This window comes from Pseudomonas sp. 1928-m, assembly GCF_029269135.1.
Taxonomy (GTDB): domain Bacteria; phylum Pseudomonadota; class Gammaproteobacteria; order Pseudomonadales; family Pseudomonadaceae; genus Aquipseudomonas.
In genome coordinates, this window is record NZ_JARIXO010000001.1 from 1,360,390 (window position 1) to 1,378,268 (window position 17,879).

18 protein-coding genes are annotated in these 17,879 nt (G+C 62.0%); 6 read left to right on the forward strand and 12 right to left on the reverse strand.

Annotated elements, in window-relative coordinates; translation table 11 throughout:
* Positions 1-47: 47 nt before the first annotated feature.
* The 3 genes from P3C18_RS06050 to P3C18_RS06060 all read right to left on the reverse strand — a co-directional run bounded on the left by P3C18_RS06050 (position 48) and on the right by P3C18_RS06060 (position 4,576).
* On the reverse strand, positions 48-1,430 hold the full coding sequence (locus P3C18_RS06050) for an aspartate aminotransferase family protein (protein ID WP_275960952.1): 1,383 nt from the start codon (positions 1,428-1,430) through the stop codon (positions 48-50).
* 65 nt (positions 1,431-1,495) lie between these two features.
* Complete coding sequence (locus P3C18_RS06055) at positions 1,496-2,926, reverse strand: APC family permease (RefSeq protein ID WP_275960953.1); 1,431 nt, start codon at positions 2,924-2,926, stop codon at positions 1,496-1,498.
* Positions 2,927-3,082: 156 nt separating this feature from the next.
* Positions 3,083-4,576, reverse strand: a complete 1,494-nt coding sequence (locus tag P3C18_RS06060) for an aldehyde dehydrogenase (protein ID WP_275960954.1) — start codon at positions 4,574-4,576, stop codon at positions 3,083-3,085.
* Between the two features lie 225 nt (positions 4,577-4,801).
* Between P3C18_RS06060 and P3C18_RS06065 the strand changes: the two genes are divergently transcribed.
* From P3C18_RS06065 to P3C18_RS06080, 4 genes are all read left to right on the forward strand, one after another.
* On the forward strand, positions 4,802-5,716 hold the full coding sequence (locus P3C18_RS06065; protein WP_275960955.1) for a LysR family transcriptional regulator: 915 nt from the start codon (positions 4,802-4,804) through the stop codon (positions 5,714-5,716).
* A 239-nt stretch (positions 5,717-5,955) separates the two neighbouring features.
* Entirely contained in the window at positions 5,956-7,272 is a 1,317-nt protein-coding gene (locus tag P3C18_RS06070) for a HipA domain-containing protein (protein WP_275960956.1), read from the forward strand.
* Between the two features lie 5 nt (positions 7,273-7,277).
* Positions 7,278-7,778: a helix-turn-helix transcriptional regulator gene (locus P3C18_RS06075; protein WP_275960957.1), complete on the forward strand. Its 501-nt coding sequence runs from the start codon at positions 7,278-7,280 to the stop codon at positions 7,776-7,778.
* A 65-nt stretch (positions 7,779-7,843) separates the two neighbouring features.
* Complete coding sequence (locus P3C18_RS06080; protein ID WP_275960958.1) at positions 7,844-8,341, forward strand: hypothetical protein; 498 nt, start codon at positions 7,844-7,846, stop codon at positions 8,339-8,341.
* A 78-nt stretch (positions 8,342-8,419) separates the two neighbouring features.
* On the opposite strand, the gene argE is transcribed toward P3C18_RS06080, so the two are convergent.
* The 9 genes from argE to P3C18_RS06125 all read right to left on the reverse strand — a co-directional run bounded on the left by argE (position 8,420) and on the right by P3C18_RS06125 (position 16,900).
* Entirely contained in the window at positions 8,420-9,583 is a 1,164-nt protein-coding gene (gene argE, locus P3C18_RS06085) for an acetylornithine deacetylase (RefSeq protein WP_275960959.1), read from the reverse strand.
* On the reverse strand, positions 9,576-10,250 hold the full coding sequence (locus tag P3C18_RS06090) for a DUF1028 domain-containing protein (RefSeq protein WP_275960960.1): 675 nt from the start codon (positions 10,248-10,250) through the stop codon (positions 9,576-9,578). Before P3C18_RS06090 ends, argE begins: the two co-directional genes overlap by 8 nt.
* 113 nt (positions 10,251-10,363) lie before the next feature.
* Complete coding sequence (locus P3C18_RS06095) at positions 10,364-10,783, reverse strand: RidA family protein (RefSeq protein ID WP_275960961.1); 420 nt, start codon at positions 10,781-10,783, stop codon at positions 10,364-10,366.
* Positions 10,784-10,854: 71 nt separating this feature from the next.
* On the reverse strand, positions 10,855-12,174 hold the full coding sequence (locus P3C18_RS06100) for an NAD(P)/FAD-dependent oxidoreductase (protein WP_275960962.1): 1,320 nt from the start codon (positions 12,172-12,174) through the stop codon (positions 10,855-10,857).
* 270 nt (positions 12,175-12,444) lie between these two features.
* On the reverse strand, positions 12,445-12,888 hold the full coding sequence (locus P3C18_RS06105; RefSeq protein ID WP_275960963.1) for a hypothetical protein: 444 nt from the start codon (positions 12,886-12,888) through the stop codon (positions 12,445-12,447).
* A 29-nt stretch (positions 12,889-12,917) separates the two neighbouring features.
* Positions 12,918-13,550 (reverse strand): PAS domain-containing protein, encoded by a 633-nt coding sequence (locus P3C18_RS06110; protein ID WP_275960964.1) that lies wholly within the window; start codon positions 13,548-13,550, stop codon positions 12,918-12,920.
* A 219-nt stretch (positions 13,551-13,769) separates the two neighbouring features.
* Entirely contained in the window at positions 13,770-14,900 is a 1,131-nt protein-coding gene (locus P3C18_RS06115) for an FAD-binding oxidoreductase (protein WP_275960965.1), read from the reverse strand.
* Positions 14,900-15,853 (reverse strand): ornithine cyclodeaminase family protein, encoded by a 954-nt coding sequence (locus P3C18_RS06120; RefSeq protein ID WP_275960966.1) that lies wholly within the window; start codon positions 15,851-15,853, stop codon positions 14,900-14,902. The genes P3C18_RS06115 and P3C18_RS06120 overlap by 1 nt, the downstream gene beginning before the upstream one ends.
* Before the next feature lie 99 nt (positions 15,854-15,952).
* On the reverse strand, positions 15,953-16,900 hold the full coding sequence (locus tag P3C18_RS06125; RefSeq protein WP_275960967.1) for a helix-turn-helix domain-containing protein: 948 nt from the start codon (positions 16,898-16,900) through the stop codon (positions 15,953-15,955).
* Positions 16,901-17,019: 119 nt separating this feature from the next.
* On the opposite strand from P3C18_RS06125, the gene P3C18_RS06130 reads away from it, so the two are divergent.
* Positions 17,020-17,490, forward strand: a complete 471-nt coding sequence (locus tag P3C18_RS06130; protein WP_275960968.1) for a nuclear transport factor 2 family protein — start codon at positions 17,020-17,022, stop codon at positions 17,488-17,490.
* Between the two features lie 38 nt (positions 17,491-17,528).
* On the forward strand, positions 17,529-17,846 hold the full coding sequence (locus tag P3C18_RS06135) for a GIY-YIG nuclease family protein (RefSeq protein ID WP_275960969.1): 318 nt from the start codon (positions 17,529-17,531) through the stop codon (positions 17,844-17,846).
* Positions 17,847-17,879: the final 33 nt, after the last annotated feature.

A 17,879-nucleotide genomic window follows, 5' to 3' on the forward strand; every position in this document is an offset into this window, starting at 1 on the left:
GGGCGACTGAGTTATCCCGGCAGGCTGTGGGCACGCTAGAACAGGTTTTACAGCAGGCCCAACTCCATCGCCGTGCGATCCACCGCAAGTTTGGTTTTGCCCACCAATTCGTCCAGCTCCGTGCGCCCAGCCACCAGGGCGGGTGCCATGATCATGCGGCCCTGGGTGGAGCGGATGATCAGGCCTTCCTCGAAGCCGATGGTGCGGCAGCGCCAGGCGATGTCGCCTTCATTGGCGAAGCGCTTGCGGCTGGTTTTGTCCTCGGCGAACTGCAGGGCGGCAACCAAGCCAGTGCCCTGGATATCACCGACCAGCGGGTGATTGCTGAACACCTCACGCAGGCACTGCTGCAGGTAGGGGCCGGTGTCGTCCTTGACCTGGCTGACCACGCCTTCATCACGCAGCGCCTTGATATTGGCAAGGGCCACGGCCGCCGCGACCGGGTGGCCGGAATAGGTCAGGCCATGGGCGAATACCCCGCCTTGTTCCACCAGCGTCTCGGCGATGCGCTTGCTCAGTACCAAACCGCCCATGGGCACATAGCCCGAGGTTAGGCCCTTGGCGATGGACAGGGTGTCCGGCTGGAAGCCGAAGTGCTGGTGGGCAAACCATTCGCCGGTGCGGCCGAACCCGCCGATCACTTCATCGGCGCACAGCAGCACGTTGTACTGGCTGCAGATGCGCTGGATTTCCGGCCAGTAGCTTTCCGGCGGGAAGATCATGCCGCCGGCGCCCTGGAAAGGTTCGGCGATAAAGCCGGCGACGTTTTCCGCGCCCAGCTCAAGAATCTTCTCTTCCAGTTGCAAGGCGCAACGGCGGCCGAATTCGGCCGGGGTCAGTTCGCCGCCATTGGCGTACCAGTAGGGTTCGTCGATGTGCGCGATATCCGGCAGCATGCCGCCCATCTCGTGCATAAATTTCATCCCGCCCAGCGCGGTGCTGGCCAGGGTAGAACCGTGATAACCGTTCCAGCGGCCGATCATCACCGTCTTCTCAGGCTTGCCGAGAATCTGCCAGTAGCGGCGCACGGTGCGGATCAGCACCTCGTTGGCCTCGGAGCCAGAGTTGGTGTAGATGGCGTGGCTGTAATGGGCGGGCAGCAGGCTGAACAGGGTTTCCGACAGCTCAACCACGGCCGGGTGAGTGGTGTGGAAGAACATGTTGTAGTACGACAGCTGCTCCATCTGCTTGCTTGCAGCGGCGACCAGGTCCTTGCGGCCGTAGCCGAGGTTGGTGCACCACAGCCCGGACATGCCGTCCAGATAGCGCTTACCGTCGTTATCCCAGAGGTACAGGCCCTCGCCGCGCACCATCACGCGTGGCCCTTCGGCATTCAGCGCTTTCTGGTCAAGAAAGGCGTGGATATGGTGGGCGGCATCCAGCGCCTGGTAGTCCTGAGTCTGGCGGTTGGGGGTGTTTGGGACTGTCATTTTCAGCAACCTCGGTGATTACCTGTGGTGTTCGAGTAAGCCGGAGGCACGCCCCCGGCGGGACTTCATTTGCGTGCCAGCACCTTGTCGATGGGCTCCGGGGTGAACAGGGGTTTGCGCATCACCAGTTTGATCCACAGTACGGCGATGACCGATACCAGGCCGAGTACCGCACCGGCGCTGTAGAAGATCGAGGCGGTCATCTCCGGGGTGGGCGACACGTAGTAGATCGATACCAGCATACCGGCGATGCCCAGGATCTGCGGCAGCGGGTAGAAGGGCGTCTTGAATGGACGTGGCAGATCAGGATAGCGGCGGCGCAGGGCGATCACATCCAAGTGGCAGATGATGTAGGCCAGCAGCCAGGCCACCGCTGCAGCCAGCAGCAACAGGCCGATGGCGGCTGGGTCATCGCCCATAAACACCACTGGCAGGCCAGTAATGGCGGCCACGAACAGCACGGCGACCCAGGGTGCCTGGTACTTCTTGCTGAGCAGTTTGAACTGCGGGAAGGCCTGTCCGTTGACCGCCATGCCGTAGAGCATGCGCGGGATGGCCGCCAGCGAGGTGTTGACCGTGCTGCAGGTGGCAGTGATGGCGGCAACCACCAGGAAGATTTTCCCGGTTTCGCCGAACAGCGCGGTAGCGAACAGGTAGTGCGGCAGAGCCGAACCGGCCAGTTCGTCCTGCGGCACATAGAGCAGCGCACCGACGCAGTAGAGGGCGATGGTGATAAAGATCACCGTCACACCGAGGATCATCGACCAGGGGATATTGCGCTTTGGATTGCGCGACTCTTCCACCAGCGGGCAAACGAACTCGGCGCCGACAAAGCCCCAGATGGCCAGTGCCACCAGGGTCATCACACTGGCGCCCATGGGGTTCCAGTCACTGGTAATGGACGTGCTCAGCGCCGGCTCGCTGCCGCTGCCGGTCACCGCCGCGAGGCCCAGGGCCAGCAGCACGATGACCATGATCAGCGCCAGGGCCGATTGCAGGCGGGCGAAAATGTCGATACCCAGCAGGTTGAGCAAGGTAAACACCACCAGCACGCCATAGGCGATCAGCATGCTGGGGAAGGCGCCGGGGTAGACCTCGTTGATGATCAGGTCAAGCAGCAGCAACTCTGCCGAGAGGGCAAACATCGCCACCACCACATAACCGGAGAAGGTCGCCAGAATCGCCGGGAAATGCCCCAGGGCAACCTCGGTGTAACTGCTCAGGCTACCGGCGCGGGGAATCATCAGCGCCAGTTCGGCGAACGACAGCACATAGGTCAGGGCCAGGAGGAAGGCCAGCGCCAGGGGGATCAGAAAGCCCAGGCCGGCGATGCCCGCGCCTTGCAGCATCAACACCATCACGCCCTGTGACACCACCAGGCCGATGGCCACGGCGAGCAGGGCAGTCAGGCCCAGGCTGGGTTTGCGTGTGCGCGCGGCTGCGCTTGCTTGAGCCAGGCCAACGGGAGCCGCAAGGCTGATATCGGGGTCGTGCATGGGAGTTCTCCTGCAATCTTGTTGTTGTGTCAGGTGAGCCACACGCGGCAGGGGCCGCAGTTGTCTGCTGCGCTTTTGCGGGCGCAGCTGTCCATTGCGCCTTACAAGCAGCGCAGTTGTCTGGGGTGTTCTAGGGGCGCCGTTACCGGCTGCGCATTAGCTGCGCAGCTGGAACCAGGTGGTCTTCATCAGGCTGTACTTGTCGAAGGCATGCAGCGACAGGTCGCGGCCAAAGCCTGATTGCTTGCAGCCGCCGAACGGCACGCAGACATCCAGGGCGTCCACGGTATTCACCGACACAGTGCCGGCGCGCAGGCGTTTGGCCACGCGGTGGGCGCGGTGCAGGTTGTCGGTCCACAGCGAGGCGGCCAGGCCGTACTGGCAGTCGTTGGCCAGGCGCACGGCCTCGTCCTCGCTGTCGAAGGGGATAACTGCCAGCACCGGGCCGAATACTTCCTCGCGGGCCAGCTGCATAGTCGGGCTGACGTGGGTGAAGATGGTGGGTTGGATAAAACTATCCGAGCCGTTTAAGCTCAGGCGCTGGCCGCCACAGGCCAGCGTGGCGCCCTGGCTCTGCGCCCGGTCGATAAAGCCCATGATGCGCTCGGCCTGGCGCGCATCGACGATGGCGCCGGCACGGCTGGCTGGGTTGAGCGGGTCGCCCGGTTGCCACTGTTGGGCCTTGGCGATCAGACGTTGGACGAATTCATCGTGGATTTCACGCTGCACCAGCAGGCGCGAGTTGGCTGAGCAGACTTCGCCCTGGTTGAAGAAGATGGCGAAGGCGGCTTTTTCCGCGGCCAGGTCCAGATCCTGGCAATCGGCGAATACCAGGTTGGCGCTCTTGCCGCCGCATTCCAGCCACACCTGCTTGAGGTTGGACTGCGCCGCGTAGGCCATAAAGTACTTGCCCACCTCGGTGGAGCCGGTAAACGCCAGGCAGTCGACATCCATATGCAGGCCCAGGGCCTTGCCGGCCGTTTCGCCCAGGCCTGGCAGCACGTTCAGCACCCCGGCCGGCACGCCAGCTTCCAAAGCCAGCTGAGCCAGGCGCAGGGCGGAGAAGGGCGATTGCTCGGCAGGCTTCAATACCACCGAGTTGCCGACAGCCAGGGCCGGCGCGAGTTTCCAGGCGGCCAGGTCCAGGGGGAAGTTCCACGGCACCACAGCGCCGATCACGCCCAGCGGTTCACGGGTAATGGTGGCCAGGGCGTCGCTGGCGGTCGGCGCTACTTCGTCATAGCGCTTGTCCAGGGCTTCGGCGTACCAGCTGAAAACCTGGGCTGCGCCCGGCACGTCGATGGTGTAGGCGTCCATCACCGGCTTGCCCATATTCAGCGAGTCGAGCAGCGCCAGCTCCTCGCGGTTGGCCATGATCAGCTCGGCCAAACGCAGCAATACCTGCTTGCGCTCGCGCGGTGCCATGCGCGCCCAGGGACCGTGCTCGAAGGCCTGGCGGGCACTGGCCACGGCGGCATCGACATCGGCTGCATCACAGGCGGCTACATGGGCCAGCAACTGGTTGGTGGCCGGATTGATCGACGCGAAGGTCGCGCCGCTCTGGGCCGGGCGCAACTGGCCGTCGATCAGGGCCTGGGTGATAAAGCCTTGCGCGGCGGCGCGCTTCTGCCAATCGCTATGGTCCAACATCGCCTTTATCCTCATTCCTGGGCCGCTAGCGGCATACCGGGGCCGTAAACGGCTTCTTGTGGTTGTTGAGGTTGATGGTGGCGCAGGTCGGGCAGAAGGAAAATTAGTAAATTTATACTCGCAGCCTATTAAAAAACTGGGCAGCCCCAGTGCCGGGCCTGGGGTATGTTGGCTGCATAAAATCAGTACAAGACGGCCAGGAAGCCGCTATTAAGGAGGTACCGCATGGCCGCCTATACCCTGCGTCAGCTCAAGTATTTCGTCACCACCGTGGAGTGCGGCAGCGTCGCCGAGGCCTCGCGCAAGCTGTATATCGCCCAGCCATCGATTTCCACGGCGATCAAGGGCCTGGAGGAGAGCTTCGGCCTGCAGCTGTTTATCCGCCACCACGCCCAGGGCGTATCCCTGACCCCCGGCGGCGCGCGCTTCTACAAGAAGGCTCAAGAGCTGATCCGCATGGCCCGCGAGTTCGAGCAGAACGCCCTGGCCGATAACGACGTGGTGGCCGGGCAGATCGACATCGGCTGCTTCGAAACCGTGGCGCCGCTGTATCTGCCGCGACTGATCGCCGGCTTTAATGCGCTCTATCCGGGCGTGGAAATCCGCATCCGCGATGGCGAACAGCAGGAGCTGATCCAGGGCCTGACCGCCGGGCGCTTCGACCTGGCCATCCTCTACGACCATGACCTCGATGCCACCATCGTCAGCGAACCGCTGATGACCCCGCAGAAACCCTACGCCCTGCTGCCCGAAGGCCATCGCTTTACCGGCCAGGCCCAGGTGTCACTGCGCGATCTATGCCTGGAACCGATGATCCTGCTCGACGTGCAACCGAGTCGCACCTACTTCGTCAGCCTGTTCGAAGAGCTGGGCCTTGCGCCCAATATCGTCTTCAGCTCGCCGTCCATAGAGATGGTGCGCGGCATGGTCGGCCAGGGCTTCGGCTTCTCCCTGCTGGTGACCCGCCCGCACTCGGAATGCACTTACGACGGCAAGAAGGTGGTGACCGTGGATATCAGCGAACCGGTGGCCAGCTCCGGTTTGGCCGCCGCCTGGCTAAAACGCGCACCGCTGACCAAGCCGGCGCAGTTGTTTGTTGAGTTCTGTAAGGAGCAGTTGGCGGGGGGCGTGGCGAAATAGTGGATCGCGGGAAGGGGGCGGCCAGAAGCAATCATTCACCCAGGGCTGCTGCTTTCGCCCCACGGGGGATGCCAAGGCCCATGCGGATAAGCTATCACCACAGCCCCATTAGATAAGTATTAGTCGGCATTAAAGTACCGACTAATGGCATGGTTTGCCTTGTTTAAAGATTTATATTGCCGATTAAGTGATAGTGATCCAGGATAATCAGCATCTTAATGCCGGTTGATGGTGCTGCCATGTACGACGCGCTGACCATACAAACCTACGTAAACGGCCAATGGCACGACGCCCTCGATTTGAGTTTTGCGGATGCGCAACAGCTTGCGGGTACGCGCAGTACGGTTTCGTACAGCACGAAATATCTGTCCACCTTTTACGATGTGACAGAAAACATCTTCGAATATGCCGTCAGCGTTAACTTGCCAGTCAACTGGGCTTCTGACGATAGCAAAGGCTTTCCTGCCTTCGTTTACGACATCATTCCGGCTGGTCATGCAAAGCAATCGCTGCTCAAGCGTTTTAATGATGAAAAGCCCGATGGAATGGATATTGATCTGTTCTTGTTGGGCAGATGCACCCCGTCGCCTATCGGCAATCTGCGTGTGAAAGAGTCTGTTGAAGCCCTTGAGGACTCGGGGGCCGAGGCCTTTGCTCGCCAGGAAGTTATTGAGCGCACCAATGATTTCCTTGAGTACGCCTACGAGGCTGGCGCTGCCCTAGGCGGCGCGACAGGTGCGCAAGGTGAAGCCCCAAAGCTATTGCTGGCAGAGAGCCGTGACGGACAGTTTTATGCGGATGCCATGCTCGATGATTCGTTCGTGCAAGCACACTGGCTGGTTAAGTTCGCCCGGAACAAGGTGACTGAGAACGACAAGAACATTCTTCGCGCCGAATATCAGTACTACAAAGCGGTGTCGAGCCTAGGCCTGAATACCGTTTCGACTAATGGGTTGAGCTTGGAAGAATCCGAAAAGCCCAGCCTTTGGATGCCACGGTTTGACCGCATCGTGGATGGCGAGAGCGTCGAGCGGATCGCGGTTGAATCGGTCTACTCCTTACTGGGTAACACAGAGCCTGGATCGAGGCTCAAGCATGAAGCTGTGCTGTCGAAGCTGATTGAGTTGTGGTGCATAAGCGGGCAAGTCGATGAGGTGCCAGAGCTGATCTTTGAGTACATCCGCCGAGACCTGCTTAACCGAATCCTTGGCAACAGTGACAATCACGGTCGCAACACATCCATATTCCGCTACAGGGGAAGGTTTGATTTGGCCCCGATCTATGACCTGGCCCCGATGGTTCTGGATGCAGATGGGGTAACAAGGGCAACGAAATGGCAAGCCGAAAAGAAAGGCAGCCCGAAGTGGCGTGATATTTGTGCCTGTTTCCCGCAGTGGTATGCCCCAGATGATCTGTACGAGCGTATCCGTGATGCCGCCAAAGCATTCAGAGCACTGCCGGATTTACTCGTAGATATGCCGCTGGATATCCGCCAATCCAATGCGCTGCCAGTGAACGATCTGGATAGGCACCTTGGATATTGGGAGCTGCAATGAGGACCATGACCGGAGCACAGCGTAAGCAACTGATCGACGAGATCATTCAGCTACACACGAATGGTGAATTAACCCTAGGCATGGCTATCCGTAGGCTCCGTTTGGAGGTCACAGGTTTTGATCAGGAAACCTTTGCCCAAATGTGTGGCATGTCCACCAGAGCGCTGTACCAGCTGGAAACGGACAAAGGCAATCCGACCTTGAGCACCGTCGATTCAATATTGCGCAAATTTGGCCTGCGGATGGGGCTGATGACGGCCATTACACCCAGCAAAAGACCACCGTTGGCGGCTGCGCTGCCCTCAAACACAAGGCGTGTTACTGCGGTTAAACGCAATGGCGTAACTGCAGTCGTTAAGTCTGATGATTCAAGCCGCAAGGTCACCCATGTCATCTCAAGGGGGGCAAAGCCTAAAGGGACGGCTGAGAGCAGACCTGCCTCTGGCAAGTCGCACAAAGTCGCCAAAAATGAGCCCCCTGGGGCCGACGACTCCCGCCAAGACTGAATACACTATGCGCCAGACTATCCCGCGCCATCTCTATGGCTGCATCGAACAAGGAACTCGCCTCCATGGCCTCTCCAGACAAGCAGAAAAAGCGCGCCCAGCGGGCCAAGGTCAAAGCCAGGCAGAACCGGTCGGGCAAGGCCAAAGCCCATGTGGTGCATCCGCTGCTGGCTAATCCGCTGATCAACGAGCCGTTCGATGATGTCGAAATCGACCTGAGCACCTTCGATTTCAAAGACATCGAAGAGCACGGTTTCGACCCGGCGCACTTCGACGATCTGTTCCAAGCGATGAAGGTCGGCGAAGGCATCAGTCTGTTGGCGATGTGCCTGATATTCCTGCAATACCCGGTGTTGGAGTTGGTCGTCGCGGAGGAAGCGGAAGACGCTGCCACGGACTTTATGATGGGGTTGCTGATCGTCTATCGCGGGATCTTCCACGATGAAGACGAAGACACCGCCGTGGAGTGGATCGGTAGCGACGCTTTCCAGCATGCCTACAACGAAGCCTCGATGATCCTGCAGAAGAAGAACGCGCGCGGCACCCCGGGCGCCCGCGCATAGGTGAGGGGCTGTTTGGCCCTAAAGTCTGCAAAAAAGCCCGCTCTGCGCTTCTGCCACGCAGAGCGGGCAAGGGGTGACTCAGGTGGGCTGCTTCAACCAGTCAGCCAAACGCGCCAACAGCGCATCGCAGCCATCGAGCTGCTGCAGGCTGACAAACTCATCCGGCTTATGGCCCTGCTCCATGCTGCCGGGGCCGCAGACCACAGTCGGGATGCCGGCCTGGTGGAACAGGCCGCCTTCGGTGCCAAAGGCCACGGTGGTGTAGTCGCGGCTGCCGCTAAGTAGTGCGAGCAGTTCGGCCGCTTCGCTATGCGGATCGGTGGCCAGGCCGGGGTAGGCCGACAGCGGCTGGAAGTCGATGGTGCTGGCGCTGCTGCGTTGACGCATCTGCGGCAGCAGTTCTGTTTCGGCGTAGGCGCGCAGTTCATCGGCGACCTGTTGCGGATCATCGCTGGGCAGGGCGCGTACCTCGAAGTCGAACTGGCAGTCGGCTGGGACGATATTCAGTGCGCGCCCGCCGCTGATCAGCCCGGTTTGCACCGTGGAGTAGGGCGGATCGAAACGCGCATCCTGATGCTCGACGGCGCTCAAACGCTGGCCGATTTCACCGAGCCGGTTGATCAGTTTGGCGGCGTATTCGATGGCATTCACCCCCTGTGGCGCGTAGGCCGAATGGCAGGCCGCGCCCTGCACCTGGCAGCGCATGGCCAGTTTGCCCTTGTGGCCGAGCACCGGTTTGAGTTCGGTGGGCTCGCCAATAATGCACAGTACGGGTTTGTTGGGGCGCTGCTGCAAGTCGGCCAGCAATGAGCGCACGCCCAGACAACCGACCTCCTCGTCATAGGAAAACGCCAGATGCACCGGCAGGCGCAGAGGCTTGGCGAGAAAACGCGGCACGGCGGCCAGCACGCAGGCGATAAAACCCTTCATATCGGCGGTGCCACGGCCATACAGCTTGCCGTCGCGCTCGCTTAGCTCGAAAGGTGGCAGCGTCCAGGCCTGGCCATCCACTGGCACTACGTCGCTGTGCCCGGACAGCAGTACGCCGCCACGGTCCATCGGGCCGATGGTGGCGTACAGGTTGGCCTTGCTTCGCTGCGCGTTGTAGTCGATCTCGCAGGCCACGCCGAGGTTGTTGAGGTAGTCGCGAACGAACTCGATCAGCGCCAGGTTGGAGTCGCGGCTGACGGTGGGGAAGGCCACGAGTTCGGCGAGCAGGTCACGGCTGCTGGGCTTACTCATCGCCGGGTACGCCGTAGCTGGGGGCGCGGGTTGGATCGAGGGCGCGGATTACATAGTCCTGCATCTGCGGCCGGTAGGCCTGCCAGAGGTTGTCCAGCTGGCCAATCGGGTTGTCATCGGCCCAGTCCACACGCAGGTCGATCAGCGGCCAGGTGAGGTCGTCCACCACCTTAAGCGCCGCCGAATGCACTGGCCCGGCTTCGCCACCGGCCGCCATGGCGGCGTGCATGGCCGCGAGCAGGCGGTCGGCCAGCAGCCCTTGGCTGTGTTCGAAGGCATCAATCATGGCGGCGATCACTGCGGGCGAGGCCAGCAGGTTGCCGGCCGCCACGCATTGCTCGCCGGCCAGGGCGCTGTGCAGGCCCAGCGCTTCGCTGCCGGAAAACAGTGCGCTGCGGCCCTGGCTGTCGAGCAGCGCGACCTGGCGATACTGGCTGTAGCCGTTGCGACTGAGCGCCTGGTCCAGCGCCGCCGCTGGCTCCAGCCCGGCTTCCAAGGCATCGAGAATCTGCGGGCCGAGGGCCGGCAGGGTGATGTTCTGGCTGGCCACCGCACCAACCCCGGCGCGCAGCCAGGGACAGCGTGCTCCCACGGCAATGCTCGATGAGCTGATGGCGATGCCCAGCTGGCCGGTTTCGGCGCAGCGACCGACGATGGAAAAGGTCATTGCTTATTCCTTGTAATTGCTCGGGTGGATCGGGGCGCGTAGCTGGCGCTTTTCCCGTCCACCGTGTGGCCCATGGTGGATGGGTGAAGCGTCATCCACCCTACTTATCTCGCTTATGGCTGGTCGTCCGGGATGACCGCGATCACATCGATCTCCATCAACCACTCGGGCTGACCAAGGCCGCTGATCACCAGGCCGGTGGAGATCGGGAACACGCCTTTGAGCCACTTGCCGACTTCCTGGTAGACCGGCTCGCGGTAGCGCGGATCGGTCAGGTAGGTGGTGGTTTTGACGATATGTGACAGGTCGCTGCCGGCCTCTTCGAGCAGTTGCTTGACGTTCTTCATGGCCTGTTCGGCCTGGGCGCGGGGGTCGCCAAGGCCGACCAGCTTGCCGCTGAAGTCGGTGCCGATCTGCCCGCGTACATACACGGTGTTGCCGGCGCGCACGGCCTGGCACAGGTCGTTGTCCAGGCTCTGGTTGGGGTAGGTGTCTTTGGTGTTGAACATGCGGATGCGGGTATGAGTGGGCATCAACGGGCTTCCTTTAATCGGGCTGGTTGAACTGGCACAGCAGGTTTGTGCCAGCGGCTCGGTTGTTGCGTTCAGTCGGCGGTTTGCCGTGCTGCGCTATCGCGATAAGCGAGGTAGGTGCGCTGGGTGGCGATATGCCCAGCGACGTGTTTGGCGTCGTGCCACACGCCCCAGATAAAGCTCGAACCGCGACGCGACAGCCACGGCAGGCCGAGGAAGTACACCCCCGGCTCACTGGATACGCCGCGCTGATGCTGCGGCTTGCCCTTGGCGTCGAAGGCGTTTACCTGCAGCCAGCTGAAATCCACGGCATAGCCCGTGGCCCAGATGATTGAGGTGACGCCGGCCTTGGCCAGGTCCAGTTCCAGCAGCGGCTTGGTCACGCAGTCCGGCTCCGGATAACTGGCGCGGGCTTCCGGCTCTTCGGGCAGATCGAGACCGTTGCGGGCGATATAGGCGTCGGCGGCATCCAGCAGCGCCAGGTAGTTCTTATCGCCGTTCTTGAGGTTCTCCAGCAGGTCCTGCTGGAAGGTCACCACACCGTTGTCGAAGGCTTTGGTCAGCCCGACCAGGGTCATGCCCTGATGGGCCAAGCCACGAAAGTCCACGGTGTGGCCGCCACGGGCACCGCTGACGGCGATGGTCACGTGCTCCTTGCCCGGCTGAGCGGCTTCCGCATCCCACTCGCCGAGCACGCCAAGCCACCAGCAGAAGTCACGGTTGCGGTAGCTGCGCGGCGGCCGATCATGCGGGCCGACCGAGAGGTAGACCTTGCGCCCGGCGCGCTGCAGTTCATCGGCGATTTGCACGCCTGACGAGCCGGCACCGACCACCAGCACGGCACCGTCCGGTAGTTGCTGCGGGTTGAAGTACTGCGCGGAGTGGATCTGCGTCAGTTTCTCGTCCTTGGGCGCAATCGGCGGAATCACCGGGCGCTGGAACGGCCCGGTGGCGCAGACCACGCGGTTGGCCTGGATCACGCCGGCGGAGGTTTCAATGGTGAAGCCTGGACGGTCGCTGTTACGCACCACGTTCTTCACTTCCACGCCGGTACGGATCGGTGCGTTGAACTTCTTGGCGTAGGCCTCGAAGTAGGCGGCCATGCGTTCTTTCGGCGCGAAGGCGTCGGCGTCGAGGTCGTCGAATTCAAGACCAGGGAAGCGGTCGTGCCAGGCCGGCCCATTGGCCACCAGCGAATCCCAGCGGCCGGTGCGCCAGGCTTCGGCGATTCGGTTGCGCTCCAGCACCAGGTGCGGCACGCCGAGTTTGCTCAGGTGCTCGCTGATGGCCACACCGGCCTGACCGGCACCGACCACCAGGGTGTCGATTTCTGTTCCTTCAAGGCTCGCGCCGGTGTGCATATGCAAGGCGCTTTGATTCAGGTCGGTCATGACAGGGGTCCTCTGATTCCGATCGTTGTTGTTCTATTGCGGCTGACGGTGGGGCTTGGCCGCATTCTGTTCGGAGCCGAGGAATGGCGAAATTATGATTTTTGTCGTCGCTGGCAAGGTAAAAGCGTGCCCGCCCGCAAAGCGCCGCAGCGGCTTGGCAGAGGGCTTGGGCTATAGGTTTTTTAGCGGCAGAGGCGACAAATTAGCTGGTGTGGCGAGGGTGGTTTTTGCGCGAAAGCGCTTGTGGACGGTCGCCGATGCGTGACGTGCTCACGCCTGCGACAGACGTCCGCGTATCGCCATTGTGAGTACATCAATAAGCCACCACAGCAGCAGGCCGGGTAGCAGGGCGATTGCAAGTAGGTGCAAGTGCCCGAGAAACAGTGCGAAGAAAATCTCCGAACTCGTCCAGGTATTACCAAAAGCCTGGGCGAAAACCACGCAGCTGAAATAGGCCGCAAGCACAGCGAGCAGAGCAAAGTAGGCCGCTCGCCAGCGGCGGCTTTTCAGCACTCTGATGAGGGCGGCGTAGAGCAATATGCTGGGCAGCGAGAGCAGCAGTATTTCCAGCAGCGGGTAATCGACATCGATTAAGAATGGCCATTCCAGCGTTTGACGCGGCTCACCGGTGACGGCGCAGATAAACAGCCCCGCTATCAGCGGAATGCCCAGTGCTTGAATGGTTGCGAGGATAAAACCGAGAAAGCGTTGCATGTCTGGCACTCCTTGCCGAATGAGCGGGCTCAGGCCTCGCCCTTGATCTCTTTCAGATGCTTGTACACCGTCGCGCGGCCCATATTCAGCACGTTGGCCACATAGTTGGCGGCGCTCTTGCCTTTGAAGGCGCCTTCGGCGTGCAGGGCTTCGACCAGCTCGCGCTTGTGCTCGCGGGTCAGCAGATTAAGGCCGAGTTGGCGTTGCCGTAGCCAGCTGTGCAGGAAGGTGTTGATGCGCTCTTGCCAGTCGTCGCGGAACAGTGCGTCGGGCTGTGGCACCAGCTTGCTGGAGGAGAGAAACAGCTCCAGCGCCTGCTTGGCGGTTTCAAACATCGAGATATTCAGGTTGATGCACAGTACGGCGATGGGCGTGCCGTTGGCGTCGCGCAGTACGCTGCTGACCGAGCGGATCTTCTGGCCATCCCAGTTGAGCTTTTCATAAGGGCCGATGGTGCGTTCGTCGACTTCGCCGCTGAGCATGTCCTCTAACGCTGCGTCATCGCCGATCACGCGCTTGGAGATGTTGTTGGCGATGTAGTCGACCTTCTGCGTGCGCAGGTCGTGCAGCACCACTTCGGCGTGGGGGAAGAACAGCGTGGCGATGGCGTCGGCGATGGTGCGGTAGTTGTCCAGCTCGGGGGCAGGGCGGGGCGGCGTCATGCGGCTAACTCTTCGGGCTCAGGTGGCGTTGCGAGTGTGCCGCAAAGCGCCCGAGGCGTCATCCTCGGGCGCTGCGCGCAGCTATCGGTGCAGGCTGTTGAAAAACGTTGGCGAGGCAGCCAGCGCAAGGCAAAAACAGGCGAAAAAGCGGAGTTTACGAGCTGTAAATGAGCATTTTGAGCCTGTTTTTAACGCCGCGATGGCCACGCAGGTAGTTTTTCAACGGCCTGCCAGGCGGGCGGGCGATAGCATGGCTTCCGTCAGGCCAAACTGGCGCAAGTGCTCGGGCAATGGCTCACCACGGGCCAGGGCGGCGCAGGCCATGCCCATGGCGGCGGAAGTCTGGATGCCGTAACCGCCTTGCGCAGCGACCCAGAAGAAGCCCGCCACCTGCGGGTCGAAGCCGCCGACCAGATCGCCATCGGCGACAAAGGAGCGCAGGCCGGCCCAGGTATGCGCCGGGCGACGAATGTTCAGGCTGGTGTGTTCCTCGATCTGGTAGATGCCCAGGGCGATATCCAGCTCCTCCGGTTGCACATCGTGAGGCTCGACCGGGTCGGCGTTGGCGGGCGAGCCGAGCAGCAGGCCAGCATCGGGCTTGAAGTAGAAGGATTCATCCAGGCTGACCACGCAGGGCCAGGCATGGCAGTCGATGCCCTCGGGCCCGTTAAAGGTAAAGGCGGCGCGGCGTTTGGGGATCAACCCAATCGGCACCACGCCAGCCAGGGCGGCGATCTGGTCGCACCAGCCGCCGGCGGCGTTGATCAGTACCTTGGCGCGGTATTGCGCGCTGCCGCAATCAACCAGCCAGGCGTCGCCATCACGCTGGATGCGCAGCACTTCGCAGCTATTGTGGATTTCCCCGCCCTGCTGGCGTATGCCGCGCAGGTAGCCCTGATGCAGGGCGTCGGTGTCGATATCGGCGGCGCTGGGGTCGAGCATAGCGGCCTGCACCTTGTCGCGGCGCAGCACCGGCACCAGGGCGCAGGCTTCATCGGCGCTAAGCAGGCGCATCTCTGGCACGCTGGCTTTGCCGCTATCGAATTGACGCTGCAGCTCGGCGGCATCACCCGTGAAATCCACCACCAGTTCACCACGCGGGGTCAGCAACGGGTGTTCGGCAAAGCCGGCCGGCGGCGCATCGTAGAACGCGCGGCTGGCGGCGGTCAGGGCGCGCACCTGGGGCGTGCCGTAGGCCACGGTGTAGAGCGCGGCAGAGCGGCCGGTGGAGTGATAGCCGGGCAGCTGCTCGCGTTCTAGCAGGATGGTTTTGCCATGGGCGGCGAGAAAGTAACCGGTAGAAGCGCCAGCAATACCGGCGCCGATGATCAGGTAGTCCGCCTGGTACATCAGCAGGCCTCCTGCTTGAGCTGGTAGAGCGCGTGGGCCAGGGCAACATCTTCCAGGCCCAGGCCGATGGAGCGGAAAAATACCGAGCGGCGGTAGTCCGGGCGAGTCGCCTTACCACTGACGAGTTCGGCCAGATCACCCAGGATGTTGGCACTGTTCCAGCCCAGCTCGCTGGCCAGAAGCATTTCCCCGGCGCTGTTTGGCGTGGTGGCGCGGTAGTCGCAGTAGACATCCATATTCAGCAGGCTGGCAGGCGTGACTTCATGGGCGCGCGGCGCGTTGGTGCTGATTGAAGTGATCAGCGCCGGTTTATCCAGCTCGGTTGGGTCGAGCAACGGTTTCGCCGATGAGGTGCAGAGCATCACCACATCGGCATCGCGAATGGCGTCTGCCTGGCTGGCGCACAGCTGGATACGTGGGTCGAGTTGCTGCAGCTTGAGCAGTTGCGCGCCGGTTTTCCCGGCCAGGCCTGGCGAGTAGATGCGGATGCTCTGCCAGGGGCGCAGCTGTTTGGCGTAATGCACATGTGCCTGGGCCACGGCGCCGCTGCCGATCACCGCCAGGCGGCTGGCTTCGGGCGTGGCCAGGGCATCCACGGCCACTGCGGTGGTGGCGGCGGTGCGCGCGGTGGTCAGGCTGCCGGCGTCGCACAGCAGCAACGGCTGGCCGGTCTGCATCGACATCAGCAGCGTCCAGGCGGTAATCAGCGGGCCTTGCTCGCGGACGATATAGGGCGAGGTTTTCACCCCGTAAACACCGGCCCCGGCTAGCACACCTAGGTAGTTGATAAAGTCGCCGCCGCCATTGGGAAACTCCACCAGTTGCTGCGCCGGCTGCACCGCATTACCGGCGGCTAGCTCGCGGAACATGGTGACCATGGCCTGGTGTACATCGACCTGGGCCAGCAGCTCTTCGGCAGCGGTTTTATCCAGCACATAAGGGGTGGTCGACATGGGCGGCTCCGCAACGAATTAAACAATTAAATCCATTCTGGACTTTATGGTCTTTTTCGACAAGCGCTGGCGCGGCATCTTGATACGTTGCTGCGACGTTTAGCTTGGTTGACGCAGGCGCTTGCGAAACGCTCCAGGGCTTTCCCCGCAGAGCTGCTTGAACAGCTTGGCAAAGGTGGCGCGGTCGGCGTAACCGACCTGTTCGGCGATTTGCTCCAGTGACGCCGGGCTGCGCAGGGCGCGCTGCGCAGCGCTGATGCGTACACGCTGCAGATAATCGTTGGGTGTTAGCCCGGTGCTGGCTTTGAAACGTCGCAGCAGGGTGCGCGATGAACAGTTGGCCTGGGCGGCTAGACGATTAAGGTCGATAGCTTCGCTGTGATGGCGGTGCAGCCACTGCAACACCGGTGCGAGCTGGCAATCACTGCTGGCCGGTGGCAGCAGCGGGGCAAAGCGCGATTGCAGGCCGCGCTGGCTGTCGAAGACCAGGGCATTAGCGACCTGCTGCGCCAGGCCGTCGCCGCCATGCTGGCGGATCAGGTGCAGACACAGATCAAGCCCGGCGTGCGCCCCGCCGGAGCTGAGCAGGTGGCCGTCTTCGCACACCAGTTGCTCGATCTGCAGCTTGACCAGCGGAAAACGCTCGCGGAACTGGCTGGCCAGCGCCCAATGGGTGGTGGCACGTCGAGCGTTGAGCACGCCAGCGGCGGCCAGGAGAAAAGCGCTGCTGCACAGGCTTGCCAATTGCTGGTGCGGGGGGCGCTGCGCCAGCCAGGGCAGCAGCGCGGCGTTGTCGGCCAAGGTACTGTCGATAGCGCTGCCGCTGGCGGCGAGCAGAATCAGGTCGGCGTGTTCGGCCAGACTCAGGTCGCCATCCACCTGGATCTGCGCAAAGCCCAGATCGACCGCTTGCCCATCCAGGCTTACGCGCTGCAGCTCGAACAGTCGCTGCTCGGCCAGGCGGTTGGCCAGGACAAAAGCGTCCATGGCCATGCTCAGGCTGGAACATACGGTTTGCGGGCAGACATACAGGGCGATTTTCAGCATGGAGTGTTCAAACTTTATGAAAGTTGGCGATTATTGACACAAGTGTGTCTTTTGCGCCAATCGCGCAGTGGCGATTTAACGACAATACTGCTCGCACGTTTCCTATCGGAGTTCGCCCCATGACTCACCCCAACGCCGCGCTGATCACCCGCTTCTACCAGGCCTTCCAGCAGCTGGATGCCGAGACCATGGCCAGCTGTTACAGCGAGGACGTGCAATTCAGTGACCCGGTGTTTACCGACCTGCGCGGTGCGGCCGCCGGTGATATGTGGCGCATGCTCTGCGCCAAGGCTCAGGGTTTTTCCCTGACCTTTGACGGCGTGGCGGCGGATGATCATTCCGGGCGTGCGCGCTGGGTGGCTACTTACACCTTCAGCCAGACGGGCAATCAGGTGGTCAACCATATCGAGGCCAACTTCCGCTTTCGCGATGGCAAGATCAGCGAGCACCGCGACCACTTCGACTTGTGGCGCTGGGCCGGTCAGGCGCTGGGCCTTAAAGGTCGACTGCTGGGCTGGGCGCCGTTTGTGCAGAACGCCATTCGCCAGCAGGCAGCCAAAGGCTTAGCGGCTTTTCAGAAGAGCCGTTAAGCTCTGCGACCTTCTTTGCCTGTCTGCCGATCTTCGTGATGCCTGATGTGATCTCTGTGGAAACTCCTGCCGCCGCCAAGCCCTGGTTTGTCTACCTGGTGCGGGCGGCCAATGGCGCGTTGTACTGCGGCATCAGCGACGATCCGCACAAGCGCTTTGCCAAACACCAGAGCGGCAAGGGCGCACGCTTCTTTTATTCCAGTCCGGCCCAGGCGCTGGTGTATATCGAACCCTGTGCCGGCAAAGGCGATGCGCTGCGTCGCGAGCGGGCGATCAAGGCCTTGGCCAAAGCGGCCAAGGAGGCCCTGGTGGCGACCGCGGTTATCGTTGCGGCTGATAAAGCATCATCAGCCTAGCCGGGTAGGCCGCAGCGCTGTGCAGGGTTAAGC